Source organism: Actinobacillus genomosp. 1 (genome assembly GCF_029774175.1).
Taxonomy (GTDB): Bacteria; Pseudomonadota; Gammaproteobacteria; order Enterobacterales; family Pasteurellaceae; genus Actinobacillus.
This window is the reverse complement of record NZ_CP103834.1, coordinates 1,928,883-1,955,834: the sequence shown is the minus strand read 5'-3', so window position 1 is coordinate 1,955,834 and position 26,952 is coordinate 1,928,883. Positions and strand designations below refer to the sequence as shown.

Sequence of the window (26,952 nt, the reverse complement as noted above, 5' to 3'; positions counted from 1 at the left end):
TTATTCTCCCTTTACTTCCGTTCTAAAGTGGGTAATACCCCTCTCCCATAAAGGGAGAGGGAAGATATGTTTTATTTATATAATGGACCGAAGTTTGCACATGCACGGTAATCTTGGCCTTCTTTATCTTGACCGAAACCGTTCCATGCACTTGGACGGAACACATCTTTATCTTCGACGTTATGCATACATACCGGAATACGTAACATTGAAGCTAACGTAATTAAGTCCGCACCAACGTGACCGTAAGTCGCTACACAGTGGTTTGCCCCCCAGTTCGCCATCACGCTATATACATCGGTAAACGCACCTTTACCGGTTAAACGAGGAACGAACCAAGTACAAGGCCATGTTTGGTCGGTGCGTTTGCTTAAGGTTTCATGTACGTGTTGAGGTAATTCAACCGACCAACCTTCTGCGATTTGTAGTACCGGACCAAGGCCTTTAATAATATTGATACGGTGCATAGTGAACGGCATACCGCCTTTGGTTAAGAATTGAGAAGATAAACCGCCGCCACGGAAGTATTCGTGTACAGCCGGACACCAACGTGTATTTTCTAAGCAACGTTTACCGTCTTCTTCGGTCACTTCCCAAGCCGGTTTAATGACCGGATTACCGTCTTTATCCGTATGCTGACCGGTACCGTCTAATGCAGCCGAACCGGAATTCAATAGGTGTAAGAAACCGCTTTCCGGACGCCAACCTGTTACACGTTCAACCGAATCTTCACTCCAATAAGTACGAACGTCTGCGAAAATTTGCGCTTGACCGGTTAATTGATTTGCCAGCAACATACCGACACCGTTTAACGAGTCGTTTTCAGTAGCTAAAATGTGCGGCGCACGTACACCGTTCCAGTCATAAGTCGAATTTAGAATCGCTTCCATAAAGTCGCCGTTCGGTAAATGGTCGGTCCATTGACGTTGTCCTTGGAAACCTGCTGCTACCGCGTTATGACCCATTGATTCTTCTACATAACCGAGTTCGGCTAAACGTGGATTGCCCACCATTAAGTCACGTCCGATAATGGTCATTTTCACCACATCTTCCCAAAGTTTGGCTCGTTCTTCCGGACTACGTTGGTTTTGCGGAGCATTTACATCAATACCGTCTTTGCAATATTGTTCTACCCAGCTCATCGCAAGTTTAAATTCTTCTTCATCATAAATTTTGCGATCTAAACGGCGTTTAATTTCGGTCATATCAACGTATTCGTTACGCATACCGAGGTATTCTTGGAAGAACGGTTGATTTACGATAGAACCGGCAATCCCCATTGAAACGGAACCGATAGATAAATAAGATTTACCGCGGATATTCGCAACCGCTAAACCGGCACGTGCGAAACGTAATAATTTCTCACGAACGTCGGCAGGAATAGATTGATCATTCGCTTCTTGCACTTCCGTACCGTAGATTGAGAAAGCCGGTAAACCTAATTGGCTATGTCCTGCTAACGCTGCGGCTAAATAGACCGCTCCCGGACGTTCGGTACCGTTAAAGCCCCAAATCGCTTTCGGCATATGCGGATCCATATCGATGGTTTCCGAACCGTAACACCAACAAGGGGTAACGGTAATCACCGCACCGACATTTTCAAGTTTAAATTTTTCGGCACACGCCGCTGCTTCCGCTACGCCACCGATAGTGGTGTCGGCAATCACGCATTCGACAAAATCACCGTTCGGATGGCGAATTTCCGATTGCAATAATTCGGCAACAGCTTTTGCCATATTCATTGTTTGTTCTTCTAAAGACTCACGAACCCCCATACGGCGACCGTCAATTGTAGGGCGGATACCAATTTTTACTGGAGTTGATTTGAGAGTTGTCATAATAAAATCTCCTGATTGGTTAAAAGAAAAGAGAAATGAGTGTTTCGACAAGGGCTATTATGCACAAGCAAGATTTTTAACGAAGGAAAACTCCAAACTCGTTAAAGTTTTGTGAGTACGATCACAGAAAAAAGCCGTTTTTTCTAAAAAAAGCCAAAAAACAAATGCCCGATTTTGCAAAAACAGGCAAAAAATCGGGCATTTATTCGCAAAAAGACCAATTAGAGAACAATTTCTATACTATTTTGTGCGCAATAATTTTGGAGTGTTTGAGGGGGAAGTTGATTGACAAATAACTTATCCACTTCGGATAAGTCCGCCATTTTGAACCGATCTTTACGTTCAAGTTTACTGTGATCGACTAATAAAAAGACTTGTTTGCTATTCGCTAATAATTTTCGCTTAAAGGCGATATTCACCTCATTGGATTCCCAAATCGCACCGTCCGCAACACCGGTACAGGAAATAATCGCAATATCAATTTTCAAGCGAGATAACAATTGTTCGGACAACGGACCGTAAAACGCATTATATTTTTCGACATAAACGCCGCCTGTCGCAATTGTCTCGATGTGCGGTTTATGCGATAAGCTATAAATAATCCGCATTGAACTGCTGACCACTTTACACGGAATATTCGGGATACGCTGTGCGACATTCCAAGCGGTCGAACTGGCGTCTAACGCAATCGTCGCTTCCGGAAATAAATGATGAATCACATTGTCGGCAATCATTTTTTTCGCATTACTGTTCATACGCTGACGCACATGAAACGAGCGACCGACATCCCGTTGTTTATTGCTTACCGCTCCGCCGTGAGTACGATGTAGCAGCCCTTCCGCCGCCAATTTATTTAAATCTCGACGCACCGTTTCGACCGAAACATTAAACTGTTCGGCAAGTTCTAAAACGCTTGCCTGATGAAATTCTTCCAAATAGCGAATAATTAACGAATGACGACTTTCCATAATTTTTTAACTAACAGTTTACAAAAATGCGACTAAATCTAACCGCTTGCCGACTGGCTGTCGAGCGACGAAATCCAAATATTAGAGTCCGATCACATTATTTTTAAATCCCTGAGAAAAAGTCGGAACAAGCGGTCGAATTTCCCTAAAATTTTGCAATGCAAACGTTTGCGTTATCCGCTATAATGGCAGAGAATTTTTTTATTTCTCAAATACGGAATCAACAATGACTGTACAAACCTTTCGCGGCTCTCCAGCCCTCTCTGAATTTCGTCTTAACCAATTCCAAACCAAATTCCAACAAAATGCGTTACCGGTAAAATCGGTCTATGCGGAATATGTGCATTTTGTCGATTTAAATGCCGAACTGAGCGCAGCACAAACCGCTGAAATTAAAGAACTTTTACATTACGGTCCGACCCTTGCCGAACACGAGCCGGTCGGCTTTTGTTTAATTGTGACTCCTCGTATCGGTACCATCTCTTCATGGTCTTCAAAAGCGACCGATATTGCGCACAACTGCGGCTTACAAGCGGTAAATCGTATCGAACGTGGTTTAGCTTACTATTTTGAATTCAGCGCAGAGCCGACAGCAGCGCAAATTGAAACCTTAAAAGGTTTATTACACGACCGTATGTTAGAAACGGTGTTAGATAACGAAGCGCAAGCGGCAAATTTATTTGCTCAACAAGAGCCTAAACCGTTTACCACCGTAGATATTTTAAACGGCGGTCGTAAAGCGTTAGAAGAAGCGAATGTGAACTTAGGTTTAGCGTTAGCGGATGATGAAATTGATTATTTAGTCGAAAATTTCACCGCTTTAAAGCGTAACCCGAACGACATCGAACTTTATATGTTTGCACAAGCGAACTCAGAACACTGCCGTCACAAAATCTTTAATGCGGATTGGACGATTGACGGTCAAAAACAAGAAAAATCATTATTCAAAATGATTAAAAACACCTTCGAGAAAACGCCTGATTACGTGCTTTCAGCTTATAAAGATAATGCGGCGGTAATGGAAGGTTCGAAAGTCGGTCGTTGGTTCCCGGATCAAGACGGTCAATACCGTGCGCATCAAGAAGATGCACATATCTTAATGAAAGTGGAAACCCATAACCACCCGACAGCTATTTCGCCGTTCCCAGGCGCAGCAACCGGTTCAGGCGGTGAAATTCGTGACGAAGGTGCAACCGGTCGCGGTGCAAAACCAAAAGCAGGTTTAACCGGTTTCTCGGTATCTAACCTTGTGATTCCAAACTTTGAACAACCGTGGGAAAACCCGCTTTCAAAACCGAATCGTATCGCTTCAGCACTCGATATTATGATCGAAGGTCCGTTAGGCGGTGCGGCATTTAACAACGAATTCGGTCGTCCGGCGTTATTAGGCTATTTCCGTACTTATGAAGAAAAAGTAAACAGCTTTGCCGGCGAAGAAGTACGTGGTTACCACAAACCGATTATGCTCGCAGGCGGTATCGGTAATATCCGTGCTGAACACGTACAAAAAGGTGAAATTCCGGTCGGTGCGAAATTAATCGTACTTGGCGGTCCGGCAATGAACATCGGCTTAGGTGGTGGTGCGGCTTCGTCTATGGCTTCCGGTAAATCAAAAGAAGATTTGGACTTTGCTTCGGTACAACGTGAAAACCCGGAAATGGAACGCCGTTGCCAAGAAGTGATCGACCGTTGTTGGCAATTAGGTGAAGATAACCCGATTTTATTTATCCACGACGTGGGTGCGGGCGGTTTATCTAACGCAATGCCGGAATTAGTTCACGACGGCGATCGTGGCGGTAAATTCGATTTACGTAAAATTTTATGTGACGAAAAAGGTATGTCACCGCTTGAGATCTGGTGTAACGAATCGCAAGAACGTTATGTATTAGCGGTTGCGCCGGAAAAATTAGCGTTATTTACCGAATTATGTGAGCGTGAACGTGCGCCGTTTGCGGTGATCGGTGAAGCGACTGAAGAGAAACATTTAACCCTTAAAGACGATCATTTCGGCAATAACCCGATTGATTTACCGATGAACGTGTTACTCGGTAAAACCCCGAAAATGCACCGTGAGGCTTCGTCAAAAACTGTTGAAAATCAACCGCTTGATAGCCAACAAATTCAATTAAAAGAGGCGTTACATCGTGTGTTACGTTTACCGGTTGTCGCAGAAAAAACCTTCTTAATCACCATTGGTGACCGTTCGGTAACCGGTATGGTGGCACGAGATCAGATGGTCGGCCCGTGGCAAATTCCGGTGGCAGACTGTGCGGTAACCACGGCAAGTTTAGACAGCTACCACGGCGAAGCAATGTCGATGGGCGAACGTGCGCCGGTTGCTTTATTAGATTTCGGTGCGTCTGCACGCCTTGCGGTGGCAGAATCGATCACCAATATCGCAGCGACTAATATCGGTGAATTAAAACGCATTAAACTTTCGGCAAACTGGATGTCGGCGGCAGGTCACGAAGGTGAAGATGCCGGTCTTTATGAAGCGGTAAAAGCAGTCGGTGAAGAGCTTTGCCCGGCGTTAGGCATTACGATTCCGGTGGGGAAAGACTCAATGTCAATGCGCACTACATGGGAAGAAAATGGTGAGCAAAAATCGGTAACTGCACCGCTTTCATTAGTGATTTCGGCATTCGCTCGTGTGGAAGACGTACGTAAAACCGTTACACCACAGCTACGTACCGATAAAGGCCTATCAAGCCTATTATTAATTGACTTAGGTGAAGGCAAAAACCGTTTAGGCGCAACCGCGTTAGCGCAAGTTTACAAACAACTCGGCGACAAACCGGCGGATGTAGTCAATGTAGAAAGCCTCAAAAACTTCTTTAATGCAATGCAAACTTTAGTGGCGGAAGACAAATTACTTGCTTACCACGACCGTTCGGACGGTGGTTTAATTACTACCCTTGCGGAAATGGCGTTTGCCGGCAACTGCGGCGTAGAAATTGATATTTCAGCGTTAGGCGATGACGATTTAGCGGTATTGTTCAATGAAGAACTTGGTGCGGTTATTCAAGTAAAAGATGCGGATTTAGCGCGTGTACGTGAAGTGTTAAATGCACATAATTTACTGGGCTTAACCAAAGATTTAGGTACGGTACACGAAGACGATCGTTTCGTGATTAGCCGTGGCAGCCTCAAACTTCTTAACGAAAAACGTTCGGAATTACGTGGAATTTGGGCGGAATTGACCCATCAAATGCAACGTTTACGTGATAATCCGGAATGTGCCGACCAAGAATTTGAAACCAAAAAAGACCCGAGCAACAAAGGTTTATCAACCTTCTTAACCTATGATGTAAACGAAGATATTACCGCGCCGTTTATCAATAAAGGCGTGAAACCGACTATTGCTATCTTGCGTGAACAGGGCGTAAACAGCCATTACGAAATGGCAGCGGCATTCGACCGTGCCGGCTTTAATGCGATTGACGTTCATATGTCGGACTTAATGGCGGGCAGAAGAAATCTTAAAGATTTCAATGCGCTAGTGGCGTGTGGCGGTTTCTCTTACGGTGACGTACTTGGTGCCGGCGGCGGTTGGGCGAAATCGATTTTATTCAACCCAATGTTGCGTGAACAGTTCAGTCAATTCTTTGCGAATCCGAACACGCTTGCATTAGGTGTATGTAACGGTTGTCAAATGGTTTCAAACCTAGCGGAAATTATCCCGGGTACAGAAAACTGGCCTCGTTTCGTGCGCAACAAATCGGAACGCTTTGAAGCTCGTGTCGGTTTAGTAAAAATCAACGAAACCAACAGCCACTGGTTCCAAGGTATGGCGGGTTCACATATGCCGATTGCCGTTTCACACGGTGAAGGTCAAGTGGAATTTAAATCAGCCGAACAACTGGCTGGATTAAAAGCCCAAAATCTTGTTGTTGCACAATACATTGACAACAACTTGCAGCCAACTGAAGTTTACCCAGCTAACCCAAACGGCTCGGTAAACGGCATCACCGCAATTTCAAACACAGATGGACGTGTCGCAATTATGATGCCACACCCTGAACGTGTTTACCGCGCAGTATCTAACTCTTGGTGTCCTGATGATTGGACAGAAGATGGGGCGTGGATGAGATTGTTTAGGAATGCACGTGTTGCGTTGAAGTAGTTTAATATTAACTATATTTTTGACCACAACAGTTCGAAGCATATAACTTATTAATATTTAAAAGAAAACACCTACAATTGATCATTTACAAACTAATGAGTTATATGTTTCGAAAGGTTGTAGCCTTTGATGAGTGTTATTAGAAAATAGAAGTACTTTTGATAATGAGAAATTAGAATGAGTAAAAATAAAGTTTTTTATGGGGAATATTCCTTAAAACATTGGATAAATTTAATCTTGCAGAAAGATATTGTTGTTCCAGAATATCAAAGATATTTTGTATGGTCAGAACAGCAAGTAAAACAATTTTTAAATGCAATACAGGAAGAACAATTTATTCCCCCTATTACTATAGGTTTTCATAATGGAAAGAATCTAATTATTGATGGGCAACAAAGGCTTACAAGTTTATTTTTATCTTATTTAGATATTTTTCCAGATAGAGATAAATTTAAGAAAGATACTGAAAAATTTTACTCCCAATCAGAAGATGATCAGGAACAGGGAGATATAGAAAATGTTATTGAATGGAAATTGGAATCGTTGACAAAGCTAGGACAAACTAAAGAGCATATTAAGGATAAGATAGGTCATTATTATAAGTCATTAGAATTACCTCTAGAATTATCGGATGAGTTTCTAAATAATCATTTTTTAGGGTTTTCATATATTGTTCCTAATACATCAGATGAGAAATATATCAATAAGTATTTCTCTTCTCTTTTTAAGAACATAAATACCCAAGGTAGCCGGTTATCTATATTAGAAAGTAGACAGTCACTATATTATATAAAGTCTGACTTACAGAATTTGTTTAAACCTGATTTTATTAATGAGTTTAGAGTTAATGGAGATGTTATAGATTTTGTTAGAGTTTTATCCTTTTTATTTCAGTATAAAAAGGATGGTGATGAAAGTAATTTGGCTAAAGGATATATAAAAGGAAAGAAAAGATTGGAGAATTATTATGAGGAGTATATTTTCGATGTAATTAATGATAATGATGCAATGTTTGGTAAGTTTTCTAACTTTTTTCAGAATGAAATATATATACATGACTTAAATAATGTACGCGATGCTTTAGATAGATTAAATATCCCAAATAAACTTCCGTCTATTGTTGATGCGGATATTTATTTGTTTGGGTTGGTTTATTTTATTTTTATCGAGAAGAAAGAGCTGGATGATAGTAAATTTAATAATTTACTCAATGATCTTAATAACAGAATAAGTAGTATAAAATTGGATGAGAATAAGAAAAAAGCTAAAAATCCTAATCAACTTAGTAATATTAAAGAAAGGATAAAAGATTCTATAGAAGTATATAGAAAGGGATTGAAAAATGAATAAGCATAAGGATTTTATATTAACTCCAATAATAAGTGTATTAGAGGACTCTATATCTTCATCTAGAGGCCTAAATATTGGCATTGCAACTTATCCTATATGGGATTATATATTACAATCTACTTTCTTGAAAATGACTGGATTTCAAGAGCAAAAAATGAAGTGTATAGTATGGGAATTAGCCACCCATGATTATGAATATAGGTATAAAAAATTTAGAAATGGGTTAGGAGAATGTTCTACATATGAGGATAAAGAAAATATATTTAAAGAGTTTATTGATATAATCAAGAAAGGATCAGAAGATAAATTTCTTAGTCCTATAGAGAGAAAAAGACTAATGATTTCATCATATAGGGAATTAAATAGCATTATATTGGATTCTCAATTATACGTATATAGCAAAAGAAAATATGATGAATTTGTTAATATTTGTAAAAGTATTAAACGCTATGAGTTTATTTTTAATAATAATAAGCTTTCTCAATTTTGTGAAGTTGATATAACAACTAAAAAACGCAAGACTAGAGGAGGTGATTATATTTATATTAACCCTAGTAAGGCCAATGAAAATTTTAAAATCATTTATAAAGAACATCTTTATAAAAATAGAAATAGAATTGCCCATAACCTCTTATCATATCAAAAAAACTTACCTGACTTTAAAAAATTAAGAAGTAATGATTATAAATATGAAAATTACTTTTTATGGTTTGCTATTTTGATCTTGATAGATAAAGTTTTTATAGAATTATATAAAAAGTATTTAAATATGCCTAAATAGACTCTCGATAGCGCCCGTCTCCCGACGGGTGCTTTTTCTTTTCTATCCTAGCCAATTATCAGTACTCGTCAGGAGACGAGTGCTATCATTTATATTATTTTTGTTGTTTTTACTCCAGCACCAGCGGAGCATATAACCACGCACGAGCTGTACGTGGTTAGGAGGCTCTTCGAGCCTGTTGAGCCACGCTGTGGCTCATTTTTTATCTCAAAGCCTTATCCCAAAAACTATCTAATTCCCAATTTTTTGGAATACCCATATATTCTTTCTGAATGTCAGGATAACTATCTAACAATGCCTTCAAGCGTTTTGCCCATGTTGAATTTGGGCTTATAGTGTAAAGCAAAACTTGGATTGCGACTAAAATTGGGTAAAGGCGTTTTTCTACATTGATATGTTGGTTATTCAACTTGATTTCCGATGAAAGCCATAGTCTATTTTGGCTGATCGGGGTTTTAATTACTCGCCCAAATTCTCTATTCCATAATCGGTTATGATGAGTGCAGATATTGCGAACGTCATTTAAAACTTTTAACCAAGATTCTAAAATAGGTGCTTGTACGCCTAAATTTTTGGCAATCGGTTTTTGATGTTTTTCTGATAGCCCTGCATATAAATGACTAAGTTCGCCCCAAGTCAGCATTTCAATCATCATCCACGAGGGTAATAATTTCGGAGTGCTGTACTGAGTGAGATAGTGGCGTAAGAAATTTTCTTTACGAACATTATTTAACAGATGATCTCGTTCTTGTTCATCGATATTATTATTTTTGTAACGTTTCTGAATATGTTTTTAATCACGTTCTAAGCGTTGCTGTTCTTCAGCCAGTTGTTTTTCAATCTGAGCGAGTAAGCGATAAATATTGAAATCCTTTTTGAAATAGCTTTCTTGCATATACCAAAAAGGATTTTGAGCTTGTGTTCCCATTACATTGCTAATTTGTGTACGGACAGAGACTTCAATACGTTCAATCGCATCTAATACAAGCAAACGTAATTCACGGTCGAAGATGTATAAATTAAGAATATCGTCAAATGTTGTATTGGGTTTGAAGTGATGATTCGGATTGTTGAGTTGTTGAAAAGGAATGGTATAAGCGGAAAAACGATAATAGCTAATATGTTCCAAATAACGTTCCGCGCGAGCCTCATCGGATATAACTAAGCCTCTTGCTTTCCATTGTTGTACAAGCTCTTGATTGGATTTTGCAGGTTTATTAAATTGCCCCATTTTCTATCTTCCGTGTAAAAAAAACCTGCAAATTTGTGCGTAACTAAGAAAACTTAGTCATAGGCATAGCAGGTATGTTATGAAACATTATAGCCTAAAATTAGAGTTTTACAACTTTGGTTTTAAACTGCTTATTTACAAAATATCAAGGGAAATTTAACTATCAAGCCTCTAACTACTTCAAACTCACTGCGTCCATAAAACAGGCTTGTTTACATTCGCCACAACCATTGCAGAGATCGTTATTAATGGTGAGTTGAGATGAAATCGCTTGTTGAGGACAACTTTGGATACAACTATCGCAAGGTTGTCCTTTTGTTTGTAAACAAGCGAATGAGAATTGAGGGCGGAGTTCAGTATCTTTTTTAAAAGAGAGATGTAGGGCTTGAGTCGGGCAGCTTTCGGCACATTTGCCACAAAGCGTGCAAGCAGAAAAAGTTAAATCTAATATCGCTTGTTGTCGGCGAATATCAATAACCCCTACAGGGCAAGCCGTGGCACATTTGCCGCAGCCGTCACAAGCAGCTTGGAATAAGTGTTCCGGTGCGGCAAAAGGCGGTCGATTTTCAGTTCGTAGTTGGTTCCGATTAGGTTGAGTATGACGAAAAAAACCAGTAAATAACTCCCGACGAGAAAAAACTCTCGGTGTAAATTCAAGCGGTGGTAATTTGTTTTTTCCTAACATAGCTTAACGATAAAAAGAAACTTGGGGGACAATAATTGCCAACTGTTGTTGCCAATCTTTTAAAGTGTGTTGAGCAAGTAACGCTAAACCTTGATAGAACGGAAAATCCGTTTGTTGAGCGACTAAATCGAAATAATGTTCCGCCCAAATAAGCAGATGTTTACTCAAATATTCCGGCAGTAATTCAGGCTTACTTTCCGCAAGATAAGCGGCAAGTAATAACATTAAGCCGATATGATCTTCCGGTTCGGTTTCATTCTGTGTTAATGCAATTTGGTGTTTGCGTAAAAAAGCGCGTAAATCCAATAACGAATTACCAAAAATAACTGATTCAGGATCAAGATAAACCGAACTCCACGGCGGTGCGATAAGTTGTTCCGGTCCAATAAAAAGACGTTGATATTGTTCGGATAAATCTTGAGTGAAACCTTGGGTAATTAAATGCTTAATTTGAGCTTCATTAGTTAGCTCCCCCCATTCGTTTTCCCAATTTTCTTGTTGGAAAAAATGCAAAGCCGACTGTACATTTTCATCATTAGGTTCGTAATAGAATAACGAACCTAATAATCTTCCGCTGATAGAAATCCATTGTTGTAATTCGTTTTGCATTTTATTTTCCTTATTTATCTCATAACGGTGGGTTTCCCCACAATTATCTTTTAGTTTATACCGCCATTCATGAGGTCATATGTAAACCGTAGAATAATACTCGACCAATCATTTCAGCCGCTAATGTAATAAGCACGGCGAGAGAAAGTAACGGTAATGTTCTACCTTTTACAATCAATGCCGCTGCCACCGCTAACAAGCAGAGGCGTAATACCTGCATAATGGCAAAATCAGGCACTAAATTAACCGCTTGTTGCACTGAGCTATGAATGTGAGCCAAGCCGAACGCTTGGTAAATAACCACTACAGCTACACAGAATACCGCCAGTACGTATAACCAAGGGCTACATTTCACTTGATAATCCTGATGCGGATTTGTTTTTAATACTGCCACCGCTAACGCACAGCCTCCAAGCACAACTGTTAAATAGAATTGCCAAGACGTAATAGCATTATTCCAAGTCGGTACGGTAGGTAAATGATAAAGGTTATTCATCATATACATAAATACAACGCCTACTAATGCTGTCACTACTAACCACACTTTGCTTAACCCTTGCGGCATTTTACCTAATACGGCTAATAACCAATAAATACCGGCTAAAGCGAAAAATGCTGCACCGCTGGCAATTTCATTACTCATCATAGAGCTACCGACGCGATTTAATGAGTTAAACGCTCTTAACGGTGAGCCTAAGTGCATAACAGAAGCGATAAAACCACATGCTAACAATAGTAATGCAACAAACAGTCCTTTGTGCAAATAATTTTGGCTTTTTTGGCTGGTACCTCTGCACATCACAAAGGTAAAAATCAGCCAAAATCCGACCGCTGTTTGGGCTAGAACCGTAAAGAAAACAAGCGGTAATTCATGTAATCCTGCATTCATGTTACACCTCTCTTGGGTTGGCTAAAAAACCTGTTGTATCGCCGCTTGGACGTGCGTGTTTATTGGCTTTTACCACTAAATTCGGTTTGGTTAAATCCGCTGACGGTAACGGTGCAATCGATGCTTGTTCACCGTATTTCGCACGTAACTCTTTAATCGGTGCAAAATCTAACGCACGTAACGGGCAAGATTCGACACAAATCGGTTTTTGTCCGTCTTTCACACGAGAATAACAACCGTCACATTTGGTCATATGTCCTTTAGTTGCACTGTATTGCGGTGCATCGTAAGGACAAGCCATACTACAATAGCGACAGCCGATACAAGTTTCTTCATTCACCATCACAAAACCGTCCGCATTTTTATGCATTGCACCGGTCGGACACACTTTCACACAAGCAGGATCATCACAATGGTTACATGAAATCGACATATAGTAAGCAAAGACATCTTGATTCCAACAACCATCATTACCTTGCACCCAATTACCACCGGCATATTCATAAATACGGCGGAAATTCACATCGGTACCTAAATCTTTATAATCCTTGCACGCTAATTCGCAAGTTTTACAACCTGTGCAACGTTCAGAATCGAAATAAAAACCATATTGTTCCATAGTTCACCTCTATAATTTCTCAATTTGCACTAAGTTGGAATGTTGCGGATTACCTTTTGCCAGTGGAGATGGGCGTTGGGTCGTAAGGACATTAATACAGCCTGAATAATCCACACCATTTTTATCCGGTGCATACCAAGCACCTTCACTTAATGCCACGACTCCCGGAATAATACGAGGGGTGACTTTAGCATTAATACGCACTTCGCCACGATCATTAAAGATACGAACTAATTCCCCGTTTTGAATTCCTCTCGCTTGTGCATCAATCGGATTAATCCAAATCTCTTGCGGATTTGCTTCTTTGAGAACATCAACATTACCGTAAGTCGAATGAGTACGAGCTTTATAATGGAAGCCTGAAAGTTGTAACGGATATTTTTGCATTAACGGATCACCGTAATGCTCAAAGCTATCGGTATGAATTGGTAACGGATGAATCACTTCATCTTTTTCTAATTTCCAAGTACGAGCAATTTCTGCTAAACGAGACGAATAGATTTCAATTTTACCTGATGATGTTTTTAATGGGTTGGCTTCAGGGTTATCTCTGAAATCTTTATAAGCTATGAAGAAGCCTTTTGGATCCACTTTTTTGAAGATTCCTTGTTGTCTAAATTCTTCAAAGGTTGGAAGCTCAGGTAATTTTTGGCGAGATTGCTCATAAATATGGCGTAACCATTGTTCTTGAGTTCTGCCTTCCGTAAATTGTTCTTTTACACCCAGTTTTTCAGCTAAATCACTCAACATATCGTAGATATTACGACATTCAAATGAAGGCTTAACCACTTGATCGGCAAAAATCACATAGTTCATATTGGCGACGTAAGCATCTAAACAGAAATCCATCTGTTCTGAAGTCATGCAATCCGGTAACAAAATATCACTATATTTCGCAGTTGAAGTCATATGGTTATCAATCGTAATGATCAATTCACATTTAGACTCATCTTGTAGAATTTCATGAGTGCGGTTAATTTCTGCATGTTGGTTAATCAAACAGTTACTTGCATAATTCCAAATTACTTTAATTGGTGCGGATAATTTTTCAACACCTTGAATACCGTCTGTTGTGGCAGTCATCTCTGGACCACGAACAATCGCATCCGTCCATAAGAACATTGGGATACTTGCTTGCACCGGGTTGGTTAAAGTTGGCATTCTTACAAACGGTATTCCATAAGCACTTTCTCTTGCACCGGTATTACCACCGCTAATTCCTACATTGCCGGTCAAAATAGGTAACATTGCAATAGCACGAGAAATAAGTTCGCCGTTACTACGGCGTTGAGGTCCCCAACCTTGAGAAATATAAGCAGGTTTGGTTTGACCAATTTCACGAGCTAATTTGATGATCCGATCAACAGGAATGCCGGTAATTTTAGAAGCCCATTCAGGTGTTTTGGCAATACCGTCATCACCTTGACCTAAGATATAGGCTTTATAATGACCATTTTTAGGTGCGTCAGCAGGTAAAGTTTTTTCATCATAGCCAACGCAATACTTGTCTAAAAATGCCTGATCAACCATATTTTCAGTGATTAATACATAAGCAAGTGCAGATACTAAAGCTGCATCAGTTCCTGGGCGAATAGGAATCCATTCATCCTCTTTACCCACTCCTGTATCCGTATAACGAGGGTCAATAATAATCACTTTCGCATTTGATTTGGCTTTGGCTTGTTCAAAGCAATAAGTTAAACCACCGCCACTCATACGAGTTTCTGCAGGGTTATTACCGAAAAGAACGATGAGTTTTGTGTTTTCAATATCAGCTAAGCCGTTACCTAATGCCCAACCACCGCCATAGGTGTAATCTAAACCTACCGCAATTTGTGCGGTACTATAGTCGCCATAATGATTTAAATAACCACCGATACAATTCATCAAACGAGCAATTAAAGTTGAACCCGGCGGCCAAGATTTTGTTACTGTTCCGCCTAAGGTACCGGTACCATAGTTTAAATAAATACTTTCATTACCGTATTTCTCAATATTTTTACGTAATGATTGTGCGATTTCCGTTAATGCTTCATCCCAAGAAATACGTTTAAATTTACCCTCGCCACGCTTACCTACACGTTTCATCGGATATTTCAAACGATCGGGGTTATAAACACGACGGCGCATTGAACGACCACGTAAACAAGCACGAACTTGATGATCAAGATTATAGGTTTCCGTACCGGTATTATCTGTTTCTACATATAAAATTTGATTATCTTTTACATGCATTCTTAACGGGCAACGGCTACCACAGTTTACTGTACAGGCACTCCAAACCACTTTTTCATCTTGTGCTTGCTCGGCAACATTATCTTTTGTTTCAGCTTTAGCAACAAAAGGGAGAGCGATACCGCCGGATGCCGCTAATGCGGTCATACTTGCTGATGTTCCTTTTAGGAATCCACGTCTTGTAATTGACATATTCACTCCAAACAAAATTAAAAATAACTAAATAAGGGTATAGTTTGATTCTATATTTACTTTGTAAATGAGATAAGAAAACTTGTGCAGAAATTGAATAAAAGCTGATAAGGATCAATAACTTATGTTAATGATAATGATTTTTTATAGCGAGAAAACAAGAAGAAAAGATCGGCTCAAAAGGATATTCGGTAGGAGAAAATAATGGGGCTTACATATAAAAAAACAAGCGGTCAAATTTTTGCAAATTTCTACAAAAATCTAACCGCTTGTTAATGAAGTTAAACGATCAAACTAACTCTGCCCGAGTTGGAATCGAACTTTGTGCGCCCATACGGGTGACTGAAATAGAGGAGGCTTTGTGGGCGAACATTACCGCATCTCGCATAGACTTGCCTTCTAATAAAGCTACCGCCAATGCGCCGTTAAAGGTATCGCCGGCGGCGGTGGTGTCCACCGGTGTGACTTTAAAGCCGGCAATAATTTCGCCGTTGCCGTTTTCACTTAAAAACGCCCCTTTCGCCCCCAAAGTAATTAACACGGTTTGAATACCTTTTTGATGGAACACATCCGCCGCTTGTTGGGCGGTTTGTTCATCGACCACTTGAACACCTGTCAGTAAGGCGGTTTCGGTTTCATTTGGGGTAATCATATCGATATTCGCTAAAATTTCGTCCGAGAGCGGCTGTGCCGGTGCCGGATTTAAAATCACTTGGGTGTGATGAGCTTTCGCAATTTTTACCGCTTTTTCGACCGCTTGTAACGGCGTTTCAAGCTGAACTAGTAAGCAATCCGCACTTTCAATCGTAGCTTGATGTTGTGCCACCACGCTTTCATCTAGCTTTGCATTCGCACCGGCGGAAATCACAATGCTGTTTTCGCCTGAATCCGCCACTTGAATCATCGCAATGCCGGTCATTTGATCAGCCACTTCAACAATGTGTTCGGGATTAATGCCGTCTTGCATAAACGCTTGTTTCATCGTTCGCCCAATATCATCAGCGCCGATACAAGCGATAAAATCCACATCAACTAATGATGTATCACGCACACGAGCCGCAGCTACTGCTTGGTTCGCACCTTTGCCACCATAAGCAATGTGATAATTGCCGCCTTTCAGCGTTTCGCCCGCTTTCGGGAAATAAGGGACTCGAATAACATGATCCGCATTTACGCTGCCTAACACACAAAGTTTTTTCATAACTACCTCAAACCGACCTTAAACAAACCTAGCGATGCCGGAACCGTCAAAATAACGGCTCCGGAGCCAAAATTACTGACTAATTACTTTTAACGGTACAGGGATTTTCGCTTCGACTTTTTCGCCTTTCAGCAATTTATCTGCAGTTTCCACACCTAACTCACCGATTTTATCCGGTTGTTGTGCGATAGTTGCCGCCAGTTTTCCGCCTTTTACCGCTTTTACCGCATCGTCCGTACCGTCAAAGCCGACGACGATAATATCTTTACCTGCCGCTTTAATCGCACGTAACGCACCTAACGCCATTTCATCATTTTGTGCGAATACCGCTTTTGCCGCACCGTGACTTGCTAATAAGTTTTCGGTTACGTTTAAGCCTTTAGTACGGTCAAAATCCGCCGGTTGGCTAGCTAATACTTCAAATTGGTTTGCCGCTACCGCTTGTTTAAAGCCTTCGCCACGCTCACGTGCCGCTGATGTGCCGGCAATGCCTTCTAATTGAATAACTTTGGCATTTTTACCGACTTTCTCCGCGATAAAATCGCCCGCCATTTTACCGCCGGCAACGTTATCCGAAGCGATGTGGCTCACCACTTCACCTTTATTCGCACCACGGTCTAAAGTGATTACCGGAATATTTTTCTTATTCGCAATCGCCACAGCATTACCAACCGCTTCCGAATCTGTCGGGTTAATCAGTAATACTTTCGCACCACGCACTGTGAGATCTTCCACGTTCGCTAATTCTTTTGCCGGGTCATTTTGGGAATCTAACACCACTAATTTGTAACCGAGGTCTTTGGCTTTTTTCTCCGCACCTTCTTTTAAGGTAACGAAGAACGGGTTATCCAGCGTAGATACCGCTAACGCCAATGTGTCTTGCGCCATTGCTTTTGCACCGAATGCCAAACCTAGAGCAAGTGCTAAAGAAGTTAATTTTTTCATAGGAATCTCCTTTTGAGAGTAGGTTACGCTTTTTTACGGCCAAGGAAGTTATCCAAAATAACCGCTGCTAAAATTACTAACGCTTTTGCGACAAGCTGATAGTAAGAGTCAATATCTAATAAATTTAAGGCATTACTGAGGAAGCCGATAATTAACGCACCGATTAATGTGCCGATAATACGACCTTTACCGCCCATTAAACTGGTTCCGCCAACTACAACTGCAGCAATCGCATCAAGTTCATAACCGGTACCGGCGGTCGGTTGTGCCGAACCTAAACGAGAGGTGACAATTAAACCTGCTAGTGCCGCTAACACGCCACTGACCGCAAACACAAACAGTTTGATTTTATTCACGTTGATACCGGAAAGTGCGGTTGCCGATTCATTACCGCCAAGCGCATAAATATAGCGCCCGATACGAGTTTGAGTCAGAATAAACCAACCGATAGCAAATAAGATAAACATTAACCAAACCGGCACCGGCACACCGAATAATTCGCCGGTACCAATCTCAGCAAAGTAATCGGCATTGTCGGAAAAACCGGTAGAAATTGGGCGACCCTCCATATAAATCATGGTGACACCTCGCAATAACAACATAGTGATTAACGTTGCCATAAAGGCTTGTACTTTACCGAAGGCGACTAATGCACCGTTTAACAAGCCGATTGCCGCACCGAATAACAATACCGCCGGCACCACTAAATAAATCGAGAGATCTAAACCGATTAAAGTTGCCGCTACCGCACCGGTTAGAGCTAAGACCGAACCAACCGAAAGGTCGATGCCGGCAATTAAAATCACAAACGTCATACCGATCGCAATAATCGCATTTACTGACGTTTGGCGGAGGATATTCAGTAAGTTATCGACACTAAAAAAATTCGGATTTAAAAATGACACCACCACAATTAATGCGAGTAACGCAATGATAGAACGTTGTTCTATCAGGAATTTTTTTAGATTAAATGCTTTGTTCATATAGATTCCTTTTGCAAAATTATTGCTAAATTTGACCGCTTGAAAATCTCAACTATTTACCGATTGCCGCCGCTAATAATTTTTCTTGAGTAGCTTCCGTGCGAGAAAACTCGCCGCGAATAGCACCTTCTCGCATTACAATAATGCGATCGGACATCCCTAATACTTCCGGCATATCACTTGAAACTAAAATAATGCTCAAACCTTCGGCTTTGAATTTATTAATCAGTTGATAAATTTCTTTTTTCGCCCCAACATCCACACCACGGGTCGGTTCATCTAAAATCAACACGTTCGGGCGAGTCATTAAGCCTTTGGCAATCGCCACTTTTTGCTGATTACCGCCGGATAATTCACCGATAATCTTATCCGGACTCGGGGTTTTAATATTAAATAAATCGATAAAATCCACCACGGTCATTTTTTCTTTTTCGTGGTTAATACGTCCCCAATGCGATAAATATTCCAAAGCGGTCAGCGACATATTTTCTTTGACCGACATACCTAAAATTAAGCCGTCACCTTTACGGTCTTCCGAAATATAGACAATACCGTTATTTAAGCCGTCTTGGCTGGAGCGATTATTAATCGTTTTGCCGTCTAATAGCACTTCGCCGGCGGTTTTCGGTAATGCGCCGTACAATACTTTCATTAATTCAGTACGTCCCGCGCCCATCAAACCGGAAACACCTAAAATTTCGCCTTTATGTAATTCAAACGAAACGTTATTCACACCGCTACCCGATAAATTTCTAACCGATAAACAAACCTCGCCAATCGGGTTATCGATATGCGGATATTGATCTTCTAACTTACGTCCAACCATCATCTCAATTAAACGATCTTCAGTTAAATCCGCCACCGTACTTTCACCGATAAATTGACCGTCACGCAATACGGTTACATCATCACAAATTTGGAAGATCTCTTTTAAACGGTGAGAAATATAAACAATGCCTCGTCCTTCCGCTTTCAGTTCTCGAATCACGCTGAATAACGCTTCGGTTTCGGTATCGGTCAGCGCATCAGTCGGCTCGTCCATCACAATCACCTGTGATTCAAAACTCAAGGCCTTGGCGATTTCCACCATTTGTAATTCGCCGATCGATAATTCGTTTGCCGCTTGGCGACTGGAATGTTTTACCCCAAGACGCGCCAACAAGCGGTCGGATTCTTCATACATTTTGCGCCAATCAATACCGCCCCAAGCGTTGGTAAATTCACGCCCGAGAAAGATATTTTCCGCAATCGACAAGTTACCCAAAATATTGAGTTCTTGATGAATAATGCTTAAACCGGCTTCTTGCGAGGCTTTCGGATTGGCAAAGCTGACCGCTTTACCAAGGTATTCAATCGTACCGGCGTCACGTTGATAAATACCGGTCAGAATTTTCATCAGGGTAGATTTGCCTGCACCGTTCTCGCCCATTAATGCCATCGCTCTACCCGCATACACGTTCAGGCAGGCATTTTTTAACGCTTGCACGCCCGGAAAGGCTTTATCAATTCCACTGATTTTCAACAAGGTTTTCATATTTTCCTCGCTCTAGAACGGTACGCCTGAGTAAAGAATCACATTCGCATACGGCGAACATTCACCGGTACGCACCACCGCTTTCGCTTGATTACTGCGTTGCTTAAATTCACTATGTACCACATATTCAATTTCAATTTGGCGACCTTGCGTTTGAGCAAGTTTATTGATCATTTCAAGCAACTGTTGTTCGATAGTCGGATTAGCTTGTTTAATTTCTTCCGCCAATAAAATACGTTCGACAAAGAGTTCAGTTAGCACCACTTCCAAGGTAGATAAAAAACTTGGTACGCCTTTAGTCAGGGCTAAATCAACACATTGTTGTTCAGAAGGAATCGGTAAGCCGGCGTCACAAATGGTTAAGCCGTCCGTATGCCCTAGGCTGGCAATTACACCAGAAAGTTGTGCATTTAATACCGCTGTTTTTTTCATATCTCCCCCTTTTAGGTAACTTTATTCTTTATCGAAACGTTTCGATGAGTAAAAAAATAAAAAAAATCATCTAAAAAAGCAAACGCTTCTTGTCGGATTTGAGAGGTCTATCACAAATTTTTCAAAAGGAACGGCGAACAACTAATTCTGGGGTAAGTTCGATTTCTTGATAAGCTTTATCCGGCTGATGAATACGGGCGATCAACTGCTCCACCGCATTTTTCGCCAAACGGGCTTTTGGTTGATGTATGGTGGAAAGCGGCGGTGCAAGATATTGTGCTAATTCGATATTATCGTAACCGATCACCGCAATATCTTGCGGAATACGTAAACCGGCTTGCCAAGCGGCTTGATATACGCCGATTGCAATACTATCGCTCATCGCAAAAATCGCTTGAGGGCGAGAATTCAGCGCCAATAATCGGCTTGCACATTCCAAACCGGCTTGATAATCAAAATGACCTTCCACAATCCATTCGGGACGAATTGGCAAATTTGCCTCTAAAATCGCCCGCTTGTAACCTTGTAAACGGTTTAATGTATGGGATTTCGATTGTTCGCCGGTAATCACAGCAATCTCGGTATAGCCGGCATCAATTAACGCTTTTGTCGCAAGATAACCGCCTAATTCCGAATTTTCGCGTACGTTATCCGCTTTCAATGCCTGTTGCCACCAGTCAATCACCACCATTGGCAAGTGAATATTCGCCATCACACTTTCGTCCAAATCTTGCGGCTCGGAACACATCAATAATAAACCGTCCACTTGTTTACGTAACAAGCGGGCTAAATGTTGTTCTAAATTGGTACTGTTACCGTCAGTATTGACCAAAATTAAATGATAGTTATGTTGCTCACAATAACGTTCAACATGACGCACCACTTCCGCAAAAAATGGGTTGCTGCTGGTGGTGACTAACATGCCGATTGTGTTGGTTTCTTTTACTTTTAGGCTACGAGCCACCAATGAAGGCATGTAATTAAGTTCCACCACCACTTTTTCGATACGCTGACGAATTTCGTCACTCACAAAACGCGAGTTATTGATCACATGGGAGACGGTGGAAGTGGAAACGCCCGCAATCCGAGCTATATCTTTCATTGTTGCCATAAAATTGCCTTCATAGGTGTTTACAAAATAGGTTTTAGCAAAATTTTGCTAAAATCTTACCGCTTGTTATTTTGCAAATAAAACATAAAATCATATTTTCCGTTAAAATAGCGACATACTTCACAAAATTTAACCCTATGAGCAAACATAAACGCCCAACTTTACAAGATATTGCCGAACATTTAGGTATTACCAAAATGACGATCAGTCGCTATTTACGTAATCCCTCCTCGGTTGCCGAAGATACCGGTAAACGGATCGCTGTAGCGATTGAACAATTCGGTTATATTCCGAATCGTGCGCCGGATATTCTGTCCAATGCCAAAAGTAAAGCGATTGGCGTATTGTTACCGTCTTTAACCAACCAAGTTTTTGCCGATGTGTTAAAAGGAATTGAAAGTGTAACCGATGCTGCCGGTTATCAAACCATGCTCGCTCACTCCGGTTATAGCGAACAAAAAGAAGAACAGCGTATTGAATCGCTCCTTTCTTATCACGTGGACGGTTTGATTTTGTCGGAAAACCACCACAGTGAGCGCACGCTCAAAATGTTAAGTGTTGCGAAAATTCCGGTAATTGAAATTATGGATACCAGTGAAAAAGGACTGCAACAATCAGTCGGTTTTGACAATATTTTTGCCGCGCAAGCCATGGTTGAAACCATGATCAAACGCGGTTGCCGTCAAGTGGTTTATTTTTCGGCAAGAATGGATAAACGAACCCGTTTAAAGATGCAAGGCTACGAACTTGCTATGCAAAAGCATAAACTAACGCCTTACACTATTGCTACGGAAGAATCATCTTCTTTTACCTTGGGGGCAAGACAACTACATATTGCGCTGGAAAAATATCCGAATATCGACGGCATTTTTTGTACCAATGACGATTTGGCAATCGGCGCATTATTTGAATGCCAACGGTTAGGCATCAAAGTGCCGCAACAAATTGCAATTGCCGGTTTTCACGGACACGATGTCGGTCAATCCGTAACACCTCAATTGGCGAGTGTGATTACTCCTCGGTTTGAAATCGGCAAAGTGGCCGCTCAACAATTATTAAGCCATCTAAATGGTGATAATATTCAAGATGAAGTCATTAATCTCGGTTATAAAATTCATATCGGCGAAACGATTTAAACATAAAAAAAGCGGTTAAATTTTGCAAAAAATTTGCAGAAAATAACCGCTTGTTCTACTCAACATTCTTTTTATAGATAGGCTTTAATCGCCTGTACGCATAATTGCACCACGTCTTCAAAGCTGCCGCTAATATCAATCGAAATCACATCGGGTTCATCCGCTTGCGGAATTTCTAACGTATCAAACTGGCTTTTCAACATTTCGGTTTTCATAAAATGGCCTTTACGCTTTTTCATTCGTTCTAAAATCAGCTCAAATGAACCGTGTAAATGAATAAATTTAACCTTTTGATTACCTTGGCGGATTTGATCACGATATTTCTTTTTTAATGCCGAGCAAACAATAATTCCGATTTCATTTTTTTGTTCTAAGCTAAAGGCGGCATCATTAATTCGTTCCAGCCACGGAAAACGGTCTTGATCATTTAGCGGTTGTCCTTGACTCATTTTGAGGATATTCGCTCTCGGGTGCAGATCATCGCCATCAATCAATTTAATGCCTAAACGACGAGCCACTTCACTGCCTATTGTGGTTTTACCGGTGCTTGATACACCCATTAAAATAAAACTTTGACCAGATTTCATTTGAGCTTCCTCCTATTTATTCGGCAACATAGCAGATTTTTCACTTAAATGTTACAGGTAACATTTAATTTTGTGATAAAGATCTCATTTTTAAAATTAATTCTAACAATCTATTTACATCGCAAACGTTTAAATTTATGTTACCAGTAACAATTTATACTTCTTATCGAGGTTTCTATGTTAATTTTCATTATGGTAGTGGCGATCATCGCGCTATTAGTGTTGATTATAAAATTCAAAGTACATGCATTTGTCGCATTATTAATCGTTAGTTTATTAACCGCACTGGCTGCCGGTATTCCGGTGGATAAAATTCTGCCGACTTTACTTACCGGCTTCGGTAATACGCTTGCATCGGTCGCTTTATTGGTCGGTTTAGGTGCAATGATTGGGCGTTTATTAGAAATTACCGGCGGGGCAAAAGTGTTAGCCGATACGCTGATTAATAAATTCGGCGAACAAAAAGCCCCCTTTGCCTTAGGTGTGGCGGCATTACTCTTCGGTTTTCCGATTTTCTTCGATGCCGGTCTGGTGGTGATGTTACCGATTGTCTTTAGCGTAGCAAAACAATTCGGTGGTTCGGTACTACGTTATGCCTTTCCGGTTGCCGGTGCGTTTGCAGTAATGCACGCATTTCTACCGCCACATCCGGGTCCGGTCGCTTCCGGCGATTTACTGGGTGTGAATATGGGCTTACTGGTACTAGTCGGTTTAATTTGTGCGATTCCGACTTGGTATATCGGTACTTACCTTTTCAGTATGTTTATCAGTAAACGGGTCTATGTCGAATTACCAAAAGCCTTTTTGAATACGGCGGCAATCAGCGAAACATCGGTACAAGCACCACCTTCATTTGGACGCGTATTATTTATTTTAGTGTTACCGATCTTCTTAATTTTATTTGATACCGGTTTAAATACGTTAAGTGTTGCGAAAGTGATTGACGGCTCCGAACTTTGGGTGCAAAGCCTACGTTTAATCGGCAAAACGCCGGTGGCGTTATTAATCACGTTATTACTGGCGATTATGTTATTACGCGGTGAGCGTAGTTACGAACAAATCGAAAGTTTATGTAACAATGCGTTAGGCCCGATTTGCTCGATTATTTTGGTAACCGGTGCGGGCGGTATGTTCGGCGGCGTATTACGTGCCAGCGGTATCGGCGATGTGTTATCTTCTATGCTTTCGGATACCGGTATGCCGATTATCGTGGCGGCATTTATTATTGCGGTGGCGATGCGTGTCGCACAAGGTTCGGCAACCGTTGCATTAACTACCGCAGCGGCATTAATTGCGCCGAGTGTGGCGGCTTCAACCGATTTAAGCCAGTTTGACCTTTGCTTTATCGTGATTTCGATAGCTTCCGGTGCGACGGTACTTTCTCACGTTAATGACTCCGGTTTCTGGTTAATGAGCCGTTTTTTAGAAATGGATACCAAAACCACTTTAAAAACGTGGACGGCATTAGAAACTTCAATCGGTGTGGTCGGTTTTATCATTGCCTTAATCGGTAGCATTTTATTGTAAATCGCCTTTCAAGTTTTCTATCAAGCCCGAGAGTAAAATTTACCCTCGGGCTTTTTTTATGATCTAGATCTATTAATAATGACATTACTTTATAAAGCATTTGCAAAAAAGCAATCGTTTACATTATGCTCCATTTGAAAGCTAAAGCGATTTAGCAAAAACTTGGATATAGAAATCACAGAGGTGAAAAATGGTGCATTTGATCATCGCCGCTCATGGCAAATTAGCCCTAGAGTTGGTCAATTCCGCACAAATGGTATATGGAGAAACAGATAATGTTCATCCGGTTATCTTTGTGCCAGGGGAAGGTCAAGATACGTTAGTCGAAAAATATGAAGCGATTATCGCAACGCTTCAACCTACCGATAGCGTGCTATTCTTGGTCGATTTATTTGGCGGTAGTCCGTACAATGCGGCGGCCCGAATTTTAGCAAAACGTCCGCAGGACGATATTGTTACCGGGACGAATTTGCCGATGTTGCTTGAAGTTATGGATGCTTCTGCAGACGCTAAAACGGCAACGGAATTGGCTGCAACCGCAAAAGAAGTCGGTCATTTAAGTGTAAAAACTTACCACAATCCAGAACCTAGCGTTTCAGCTCCGCAACCTAAAGCAGAAGCTGAAGAAACAGCTCCTCTACCGACCAACATTGACCCGAACGGGCGTATGAATATTTCATTGATGCGTATCGACAGCCGTTTAATTCACGGTCAAGTAATGACATCTTGGGCGAAAACGGTGAAATGCGAAGCGATTTTTGCGATTAGTGATGAAGTGGCAACCGATGATATTCGCCGTGAATTATTACTACAAATCGTGCCGGAACACTTAAAAGGCTATGTGATTACGGTCGATAAAGCGATCAAAGTTTGGCACAACCCGAAATACGCCGGTAAAAACATTATTTGGTTGGTCACCAACCCATCGGATATCGTTCGCTTAATTGAAGGCGGCGTAAACATTAAAAATGTCAATGTCGGCGGTATGACTTTCCGTGAAGGCGACAAACTTATCTCTCAAGCGGTGGCGATCAATCAAACCGATTTAGCCGCATTCTACAAACTCCTTGAGTTAGGCGTAGATATGTCGTTACAACAAGTGGCGTCAAACAAAAAAGAACCGCTTGATAAAAACCGTCTTGATGCAATTAAATTCTAATTAAGGATTCAACTATGACTAGTATTGAAATTATTTTAGTAACCCTGGTTGCTGCAATTTGCGGTATGGGTTCCGTACTTGATGAACGCCAAACTCACCGTCCGCTTGTAGCTTGTACCTTAATAGGCTGGGTGTTAGGCGACTTACAAACCGGTATTATCGTTGGCGGTACGCTTGAAATGTTGGCGTTAGGCTGGATGAACGTCGGTGCGGCAATGGCACCGGATGCGGCATTAGCATCGGTAATTGCGGCAATCTTAGTAATCAAAGGCGGACAAGATAAAGGGACGGCAATTGCGATCGCTATTCCGGTAGCGGCAGCAGGTCAGGTATTAACCATTTTCGTGCGTACTTTAACCATCTTCTTACAACATAAAGCGGATAAATTTGCCGAGCAAGCTAACTTCCGAGGGATTGAGTTCTGCCACTTTGCCGGTCTTTCTTTACAAGCATTACGTGTGGCGATTCCAACGTTCTTCGTTGCACTTGTAGCAGGTACTGATACAGTAACCGAAGCATTAAATGCGATTCCTGAAGTGGTAACTCGCGGCTTACAAATCGCTGGTGGCTTTATCGTGGTGGTAGGTTATGCGATGGTTATTAATATGATGCGTGCCGGTGCGTTAATGCCGTTCTTCTTTATGGGCTTTGTAATTGCATCATTCTCAAACTACAACTTAGTCGGTCTCGGTTTCTTAGGTGCGTGTTTAGCAATGCTTTACATCCAATTAAACCCACAATTCAACCAATCGGTAAATGCACCTCGCACCACTAAAAAATTAGCGGATAACGAGTTAGAAGGTCTATAAGGAGCAAA

Annotated in this window: 21 protein-coding genes and 1 pseudogene; 7 read left to right on the top strand and 15 right to left on the bottom strand. The window is 41.1% G+C overall.

Features of this window, described 5'->3' with window-relative positions; genetic code table 11:
• Positions 1-71: 71 nt before the first annotated feature.
• Positions 72-1,838: an L-fucose isomerase gene (gene fucI / locus NYR63_RS09100; protein WP_005599141.1), complete on the bottom strand. Its 1,767-nt coding sequence runs from the start codon at positions 1,836-1,838 to the stop codon at positions 72-74.
• Positions 1,839-2,059: 221 nt separating this feature from the next.
• A complete protein-coding gene (locus NYR63_RS09095) occupies positions 2,060-2,806 on the bottom strand; it encodes a DeoR/GlpR family DNA-binding transcription regulator (RefSeq protein ID WP_009874967.1) in 747 nt (248 codons plus the stop codon).
• Positions 2,807-3,032: 226 nt separating this feature from the next.
• Between NYR63_RS09095 and purL the strand changes: the two genes are divergently transcribed.
• The 3 genes from purL (at position 3,033) to NYR63_RS09080 (ending at position 9,060) form a co-directional block, all read left to right on the top strand.
• Entirely contained in the window at positions 3,033-6,929 is a 3,897-nt protein-coding gene (purL, locus tag NYR63_RS09090; protein ID WP_279457228.1) for a phosphoribosylformylglycinamidine synthase, read from the top strand.
• A gap of 177 nt (positions 6,930-7,106) precedes the next feature.
• The gene (locus NYR63_RS09085; RefSeq protein WP_279457227.1) at positions 7,107-8,279 is read left to right on the top strand and encodes a DUF262 domain-containing protein; all 1,173 of its coding nucleotides are present in this window, start codon (positions 7,107-7,109) and stop codon (positions 8,277-8,279) included.
• Complete coding sequence (locus NYR63_RS09080; RefSeq protein WP_279457226.1) at positions 8,272-9,060, top strand: hypothetical protein; 789 nt, start codon at positions 8,272-8,274, stop codon at positions 9,058-9,060. Before NYR63_RS09085 ends, NYR63_RS09080 begins: the two co-directional genes overlap by 8 nt.
• Before the next feature lie 202 nt (positions 9,061-9,262).
• Here NYR63_RS09080 and NYR63_RS09075 read toward each other — a convergent pair.
• The 12 genes and pseudogenes from NYR63_RS09075 to NYR63_RS09020 form a co-directional block, all read right to left on the bottom strand.
• Positions 9,263-10,291 (bottom strand): annotated as a pseudogene (locus tag NYR63_RS09075) (Abi family protein).
• Between the two features lie 175 nt (positions 10,292-10,466).
• Complete coding sequence (napF, locus tag NYR63_RS09070) at positions 10,467-10,976, bottom strand: ferredoxin-type protein NapF (RefSeq protein WP_279457225.1); 510 nt, start codon at positions 10,974-10,976, stop codon at positions 10,467-10,469.
• Positions 10,977-10,979: 3 nt separating this feature from the next.
• On the bottom strand, positions 10,980-11,585 hold the full coding sequence (gene dmsD, locus NYR63_RS09065) for a Tat proofreading chaperone DmsD (RefSeq protein WP_279457224.1): 606 nt from the start codon (positions 11,583-11,585) through the stop codon (positions 10,980-10,982).
• A gap of 67 nt (positions 11,586-11,652) precedes the next feature.
• Positions 11,653-12,474: a DmsC/YnfH family molybdoenzyme membrane anchor subunit gene (locus NYR63_RS09060; RefSeq protein WP_279457223.1), complete on the bottom strand. Its 822-nt coding sequence runs from the start codon at positions 12,472-12,474 to the stop codon at positions 11,653-11,655.
• A gap of 1 nt (position 12,475) precedes the next feature.
• Positions 12,476-13,093 carry a DMSO/selenate family reductase complex B subunit gene (locus tag NYR63_RS09055; RefSeq protein WP_279457222.1) on the bottom strand — a complete coding sequence of 206 codons (618 nt, stop codon included), beginning with the start codon at positions 13,091-13,093 and terminating at the stop codon, positions 12,476-12,478.
• A 9-nt stretch (positions 13,094-13,102) separates the two neighbouring features.
• Entirely contained in the window at positions 13,103-15,520 is a 2,418-nt protein-coding gene (locus tag NYR63_RS09050; RefSeq protein ID WP_279457221.1) for a DMSO/selenate family reductase complex A subunit, read from the bottom strand.
• A gap of 289 nt (positions 15,521-15,809) precedes the next feature.
• Positions 15,810-16,721: a ribokinase gene (rbsK, locus tag NYR63_RS09045; RefSeq protein ID WP_279457220.1), complete on the bottom strand. Its 912-nt coding sequence runs from the start codon at positions 16,719-16,721 to the stop codon at positions 15,810-15,812.
• A gap of 72 nt (positions 16,722-16,793) precedes the next feature.
• Positions 16,794-17,666, bottom strand: a complete 873-nt coding sequence (gene rbsB, locus NYR63_RS09040) for a ribose ABC transporter substrate-binding protein RbsB (protein WP_039198367.1) — start codon at positions 17,664-17,666, stop codon at positions 16,794-16,796.
• Positions 17,667-17,689: 23 nt separating this feature from the next.
• On the bottom strand, positions 17,690-18,649 hold the full coding sequence (gene rbsC, locus NYR63_RS09035) for a ribose ABC transporter permease (RefSeq protein WP_279457216.1): 960 nt from the start codon (positions 18,647-18,649) through the stop codon (positions 17,690-17,692).
• 52 nt (positions 18,650-18,701) lie between these two features.
• Positions 18,702-20,183, bottom strand: coding sequence for a ribose ABC transporter ATP-binding protein RbsA (gene rbsA / locus NYR63_RS09030; protein WP_279457215.1), 1,482 nt, complete (start codon positions 20,181-20,183; stop codon positions 18,702-18,704).
• A 12-nt stretch (positions 20,184-20,195) separates the two neighbouring features.
• On the bottom strand, positions 20,196-20,615 hold the full coding sequence (rbsD, locus tag NYR63_RS09025; RefSeq protein WP_005602428.1) for a D-ribose pyranase: 420 nt from the start codon (positions 20,613-20,615) through the stop codon (positions 20,196-20,198).
• A gap of 121 nt (positions 20,616-20,736) precedes the next feature.
• Positions 20,737-21,726 (bottom strand): substrate-binding domain-containing protein, encoded by a 990-nt coding sequence (locus NYR63_RS09020; protein WP_279457214.1) that lies wholly within the window; start codon positions 21,724-21,726, stop codon positions 20,737-20,739.
• A gap of 137 nt (positions 21,727-21,863) precedes the next feature.
• Here NYR63_RS09020 and gntR point away from each other — a divergent pair, with 137 nt between their 5' ends.
• Complete coding sequence (gene gntR, locus NYR63_RS09015; RefSeq protein WP_279457213.1) at positions 21,864-22,862, top strand: gluconate operon transcriptional repressor GntR; 999 nt, start codon at positions 21,864-21,866, stop codon at positions 22,860-22,862.
• A 71-nt stretch (positions 22,863-22,933) separates the two neighbouring features.
• Here the strand turns inward: gntR and NYR63_RS09010 are convergent, their stop codons facing one another.
• On the bottom strand, positions 22,934-23,449 hold the full coding sequence (locus NYR63_RS09010) for a gluconokinase (RefSeq protein WP_237592718.1): 516 nt from the start codon (positions 23,447-23,449) through the stop codon (positions 22,934-22,936).
• A gap of 177 nt (positions 23,450-23,626) precedes the next feature.
• Here NYR63_RS09010 and NYR63_RS09005 point away from each other — a divergent pair, with 177 nt between their 5' ends.
• From NYR63_RS09005 to NYR63_RS08995, 3 genes are all read left to right on the top strand, one after another.
• A complete protein-coding gene (locus tag NYR63_RS09005) occupies positions 23,627-24,976 on the top strand; it encodes a GntP family permease (RefSeq protein WP_279457212.1) in 1,350 nt (449 codons plus the stop codon).
• Positions 24,977-25,166: 190 nt separating this feature from the next.
• Complete coding sequence (locus tag NYR63_RS09000; protein WP_279457211.1) at positions 25,167-26,135, top strand: mannose/fructose/sorbose PTS transporter subunit IIA; 969 nt, start codon at positions 25,167-25,169, stop codon at positions 26,133-26,135.
• Positions 26,136-26,149: 14 nt separating this feature from the next.
• Positions 26,150-26,944, top strand: coding sequence for a PTS mannose/fructose/sorbose transporter subunit IIC (locus NYR63_RS08995; protein ID WP_005610731.1), 795 nt, complete (start codon positions 26,150-26,152; stop codon positions 26,942-26,944).
• The last annotated feature ends 8 nt before the right edge of the window (positions 26,945-26,952 follow it).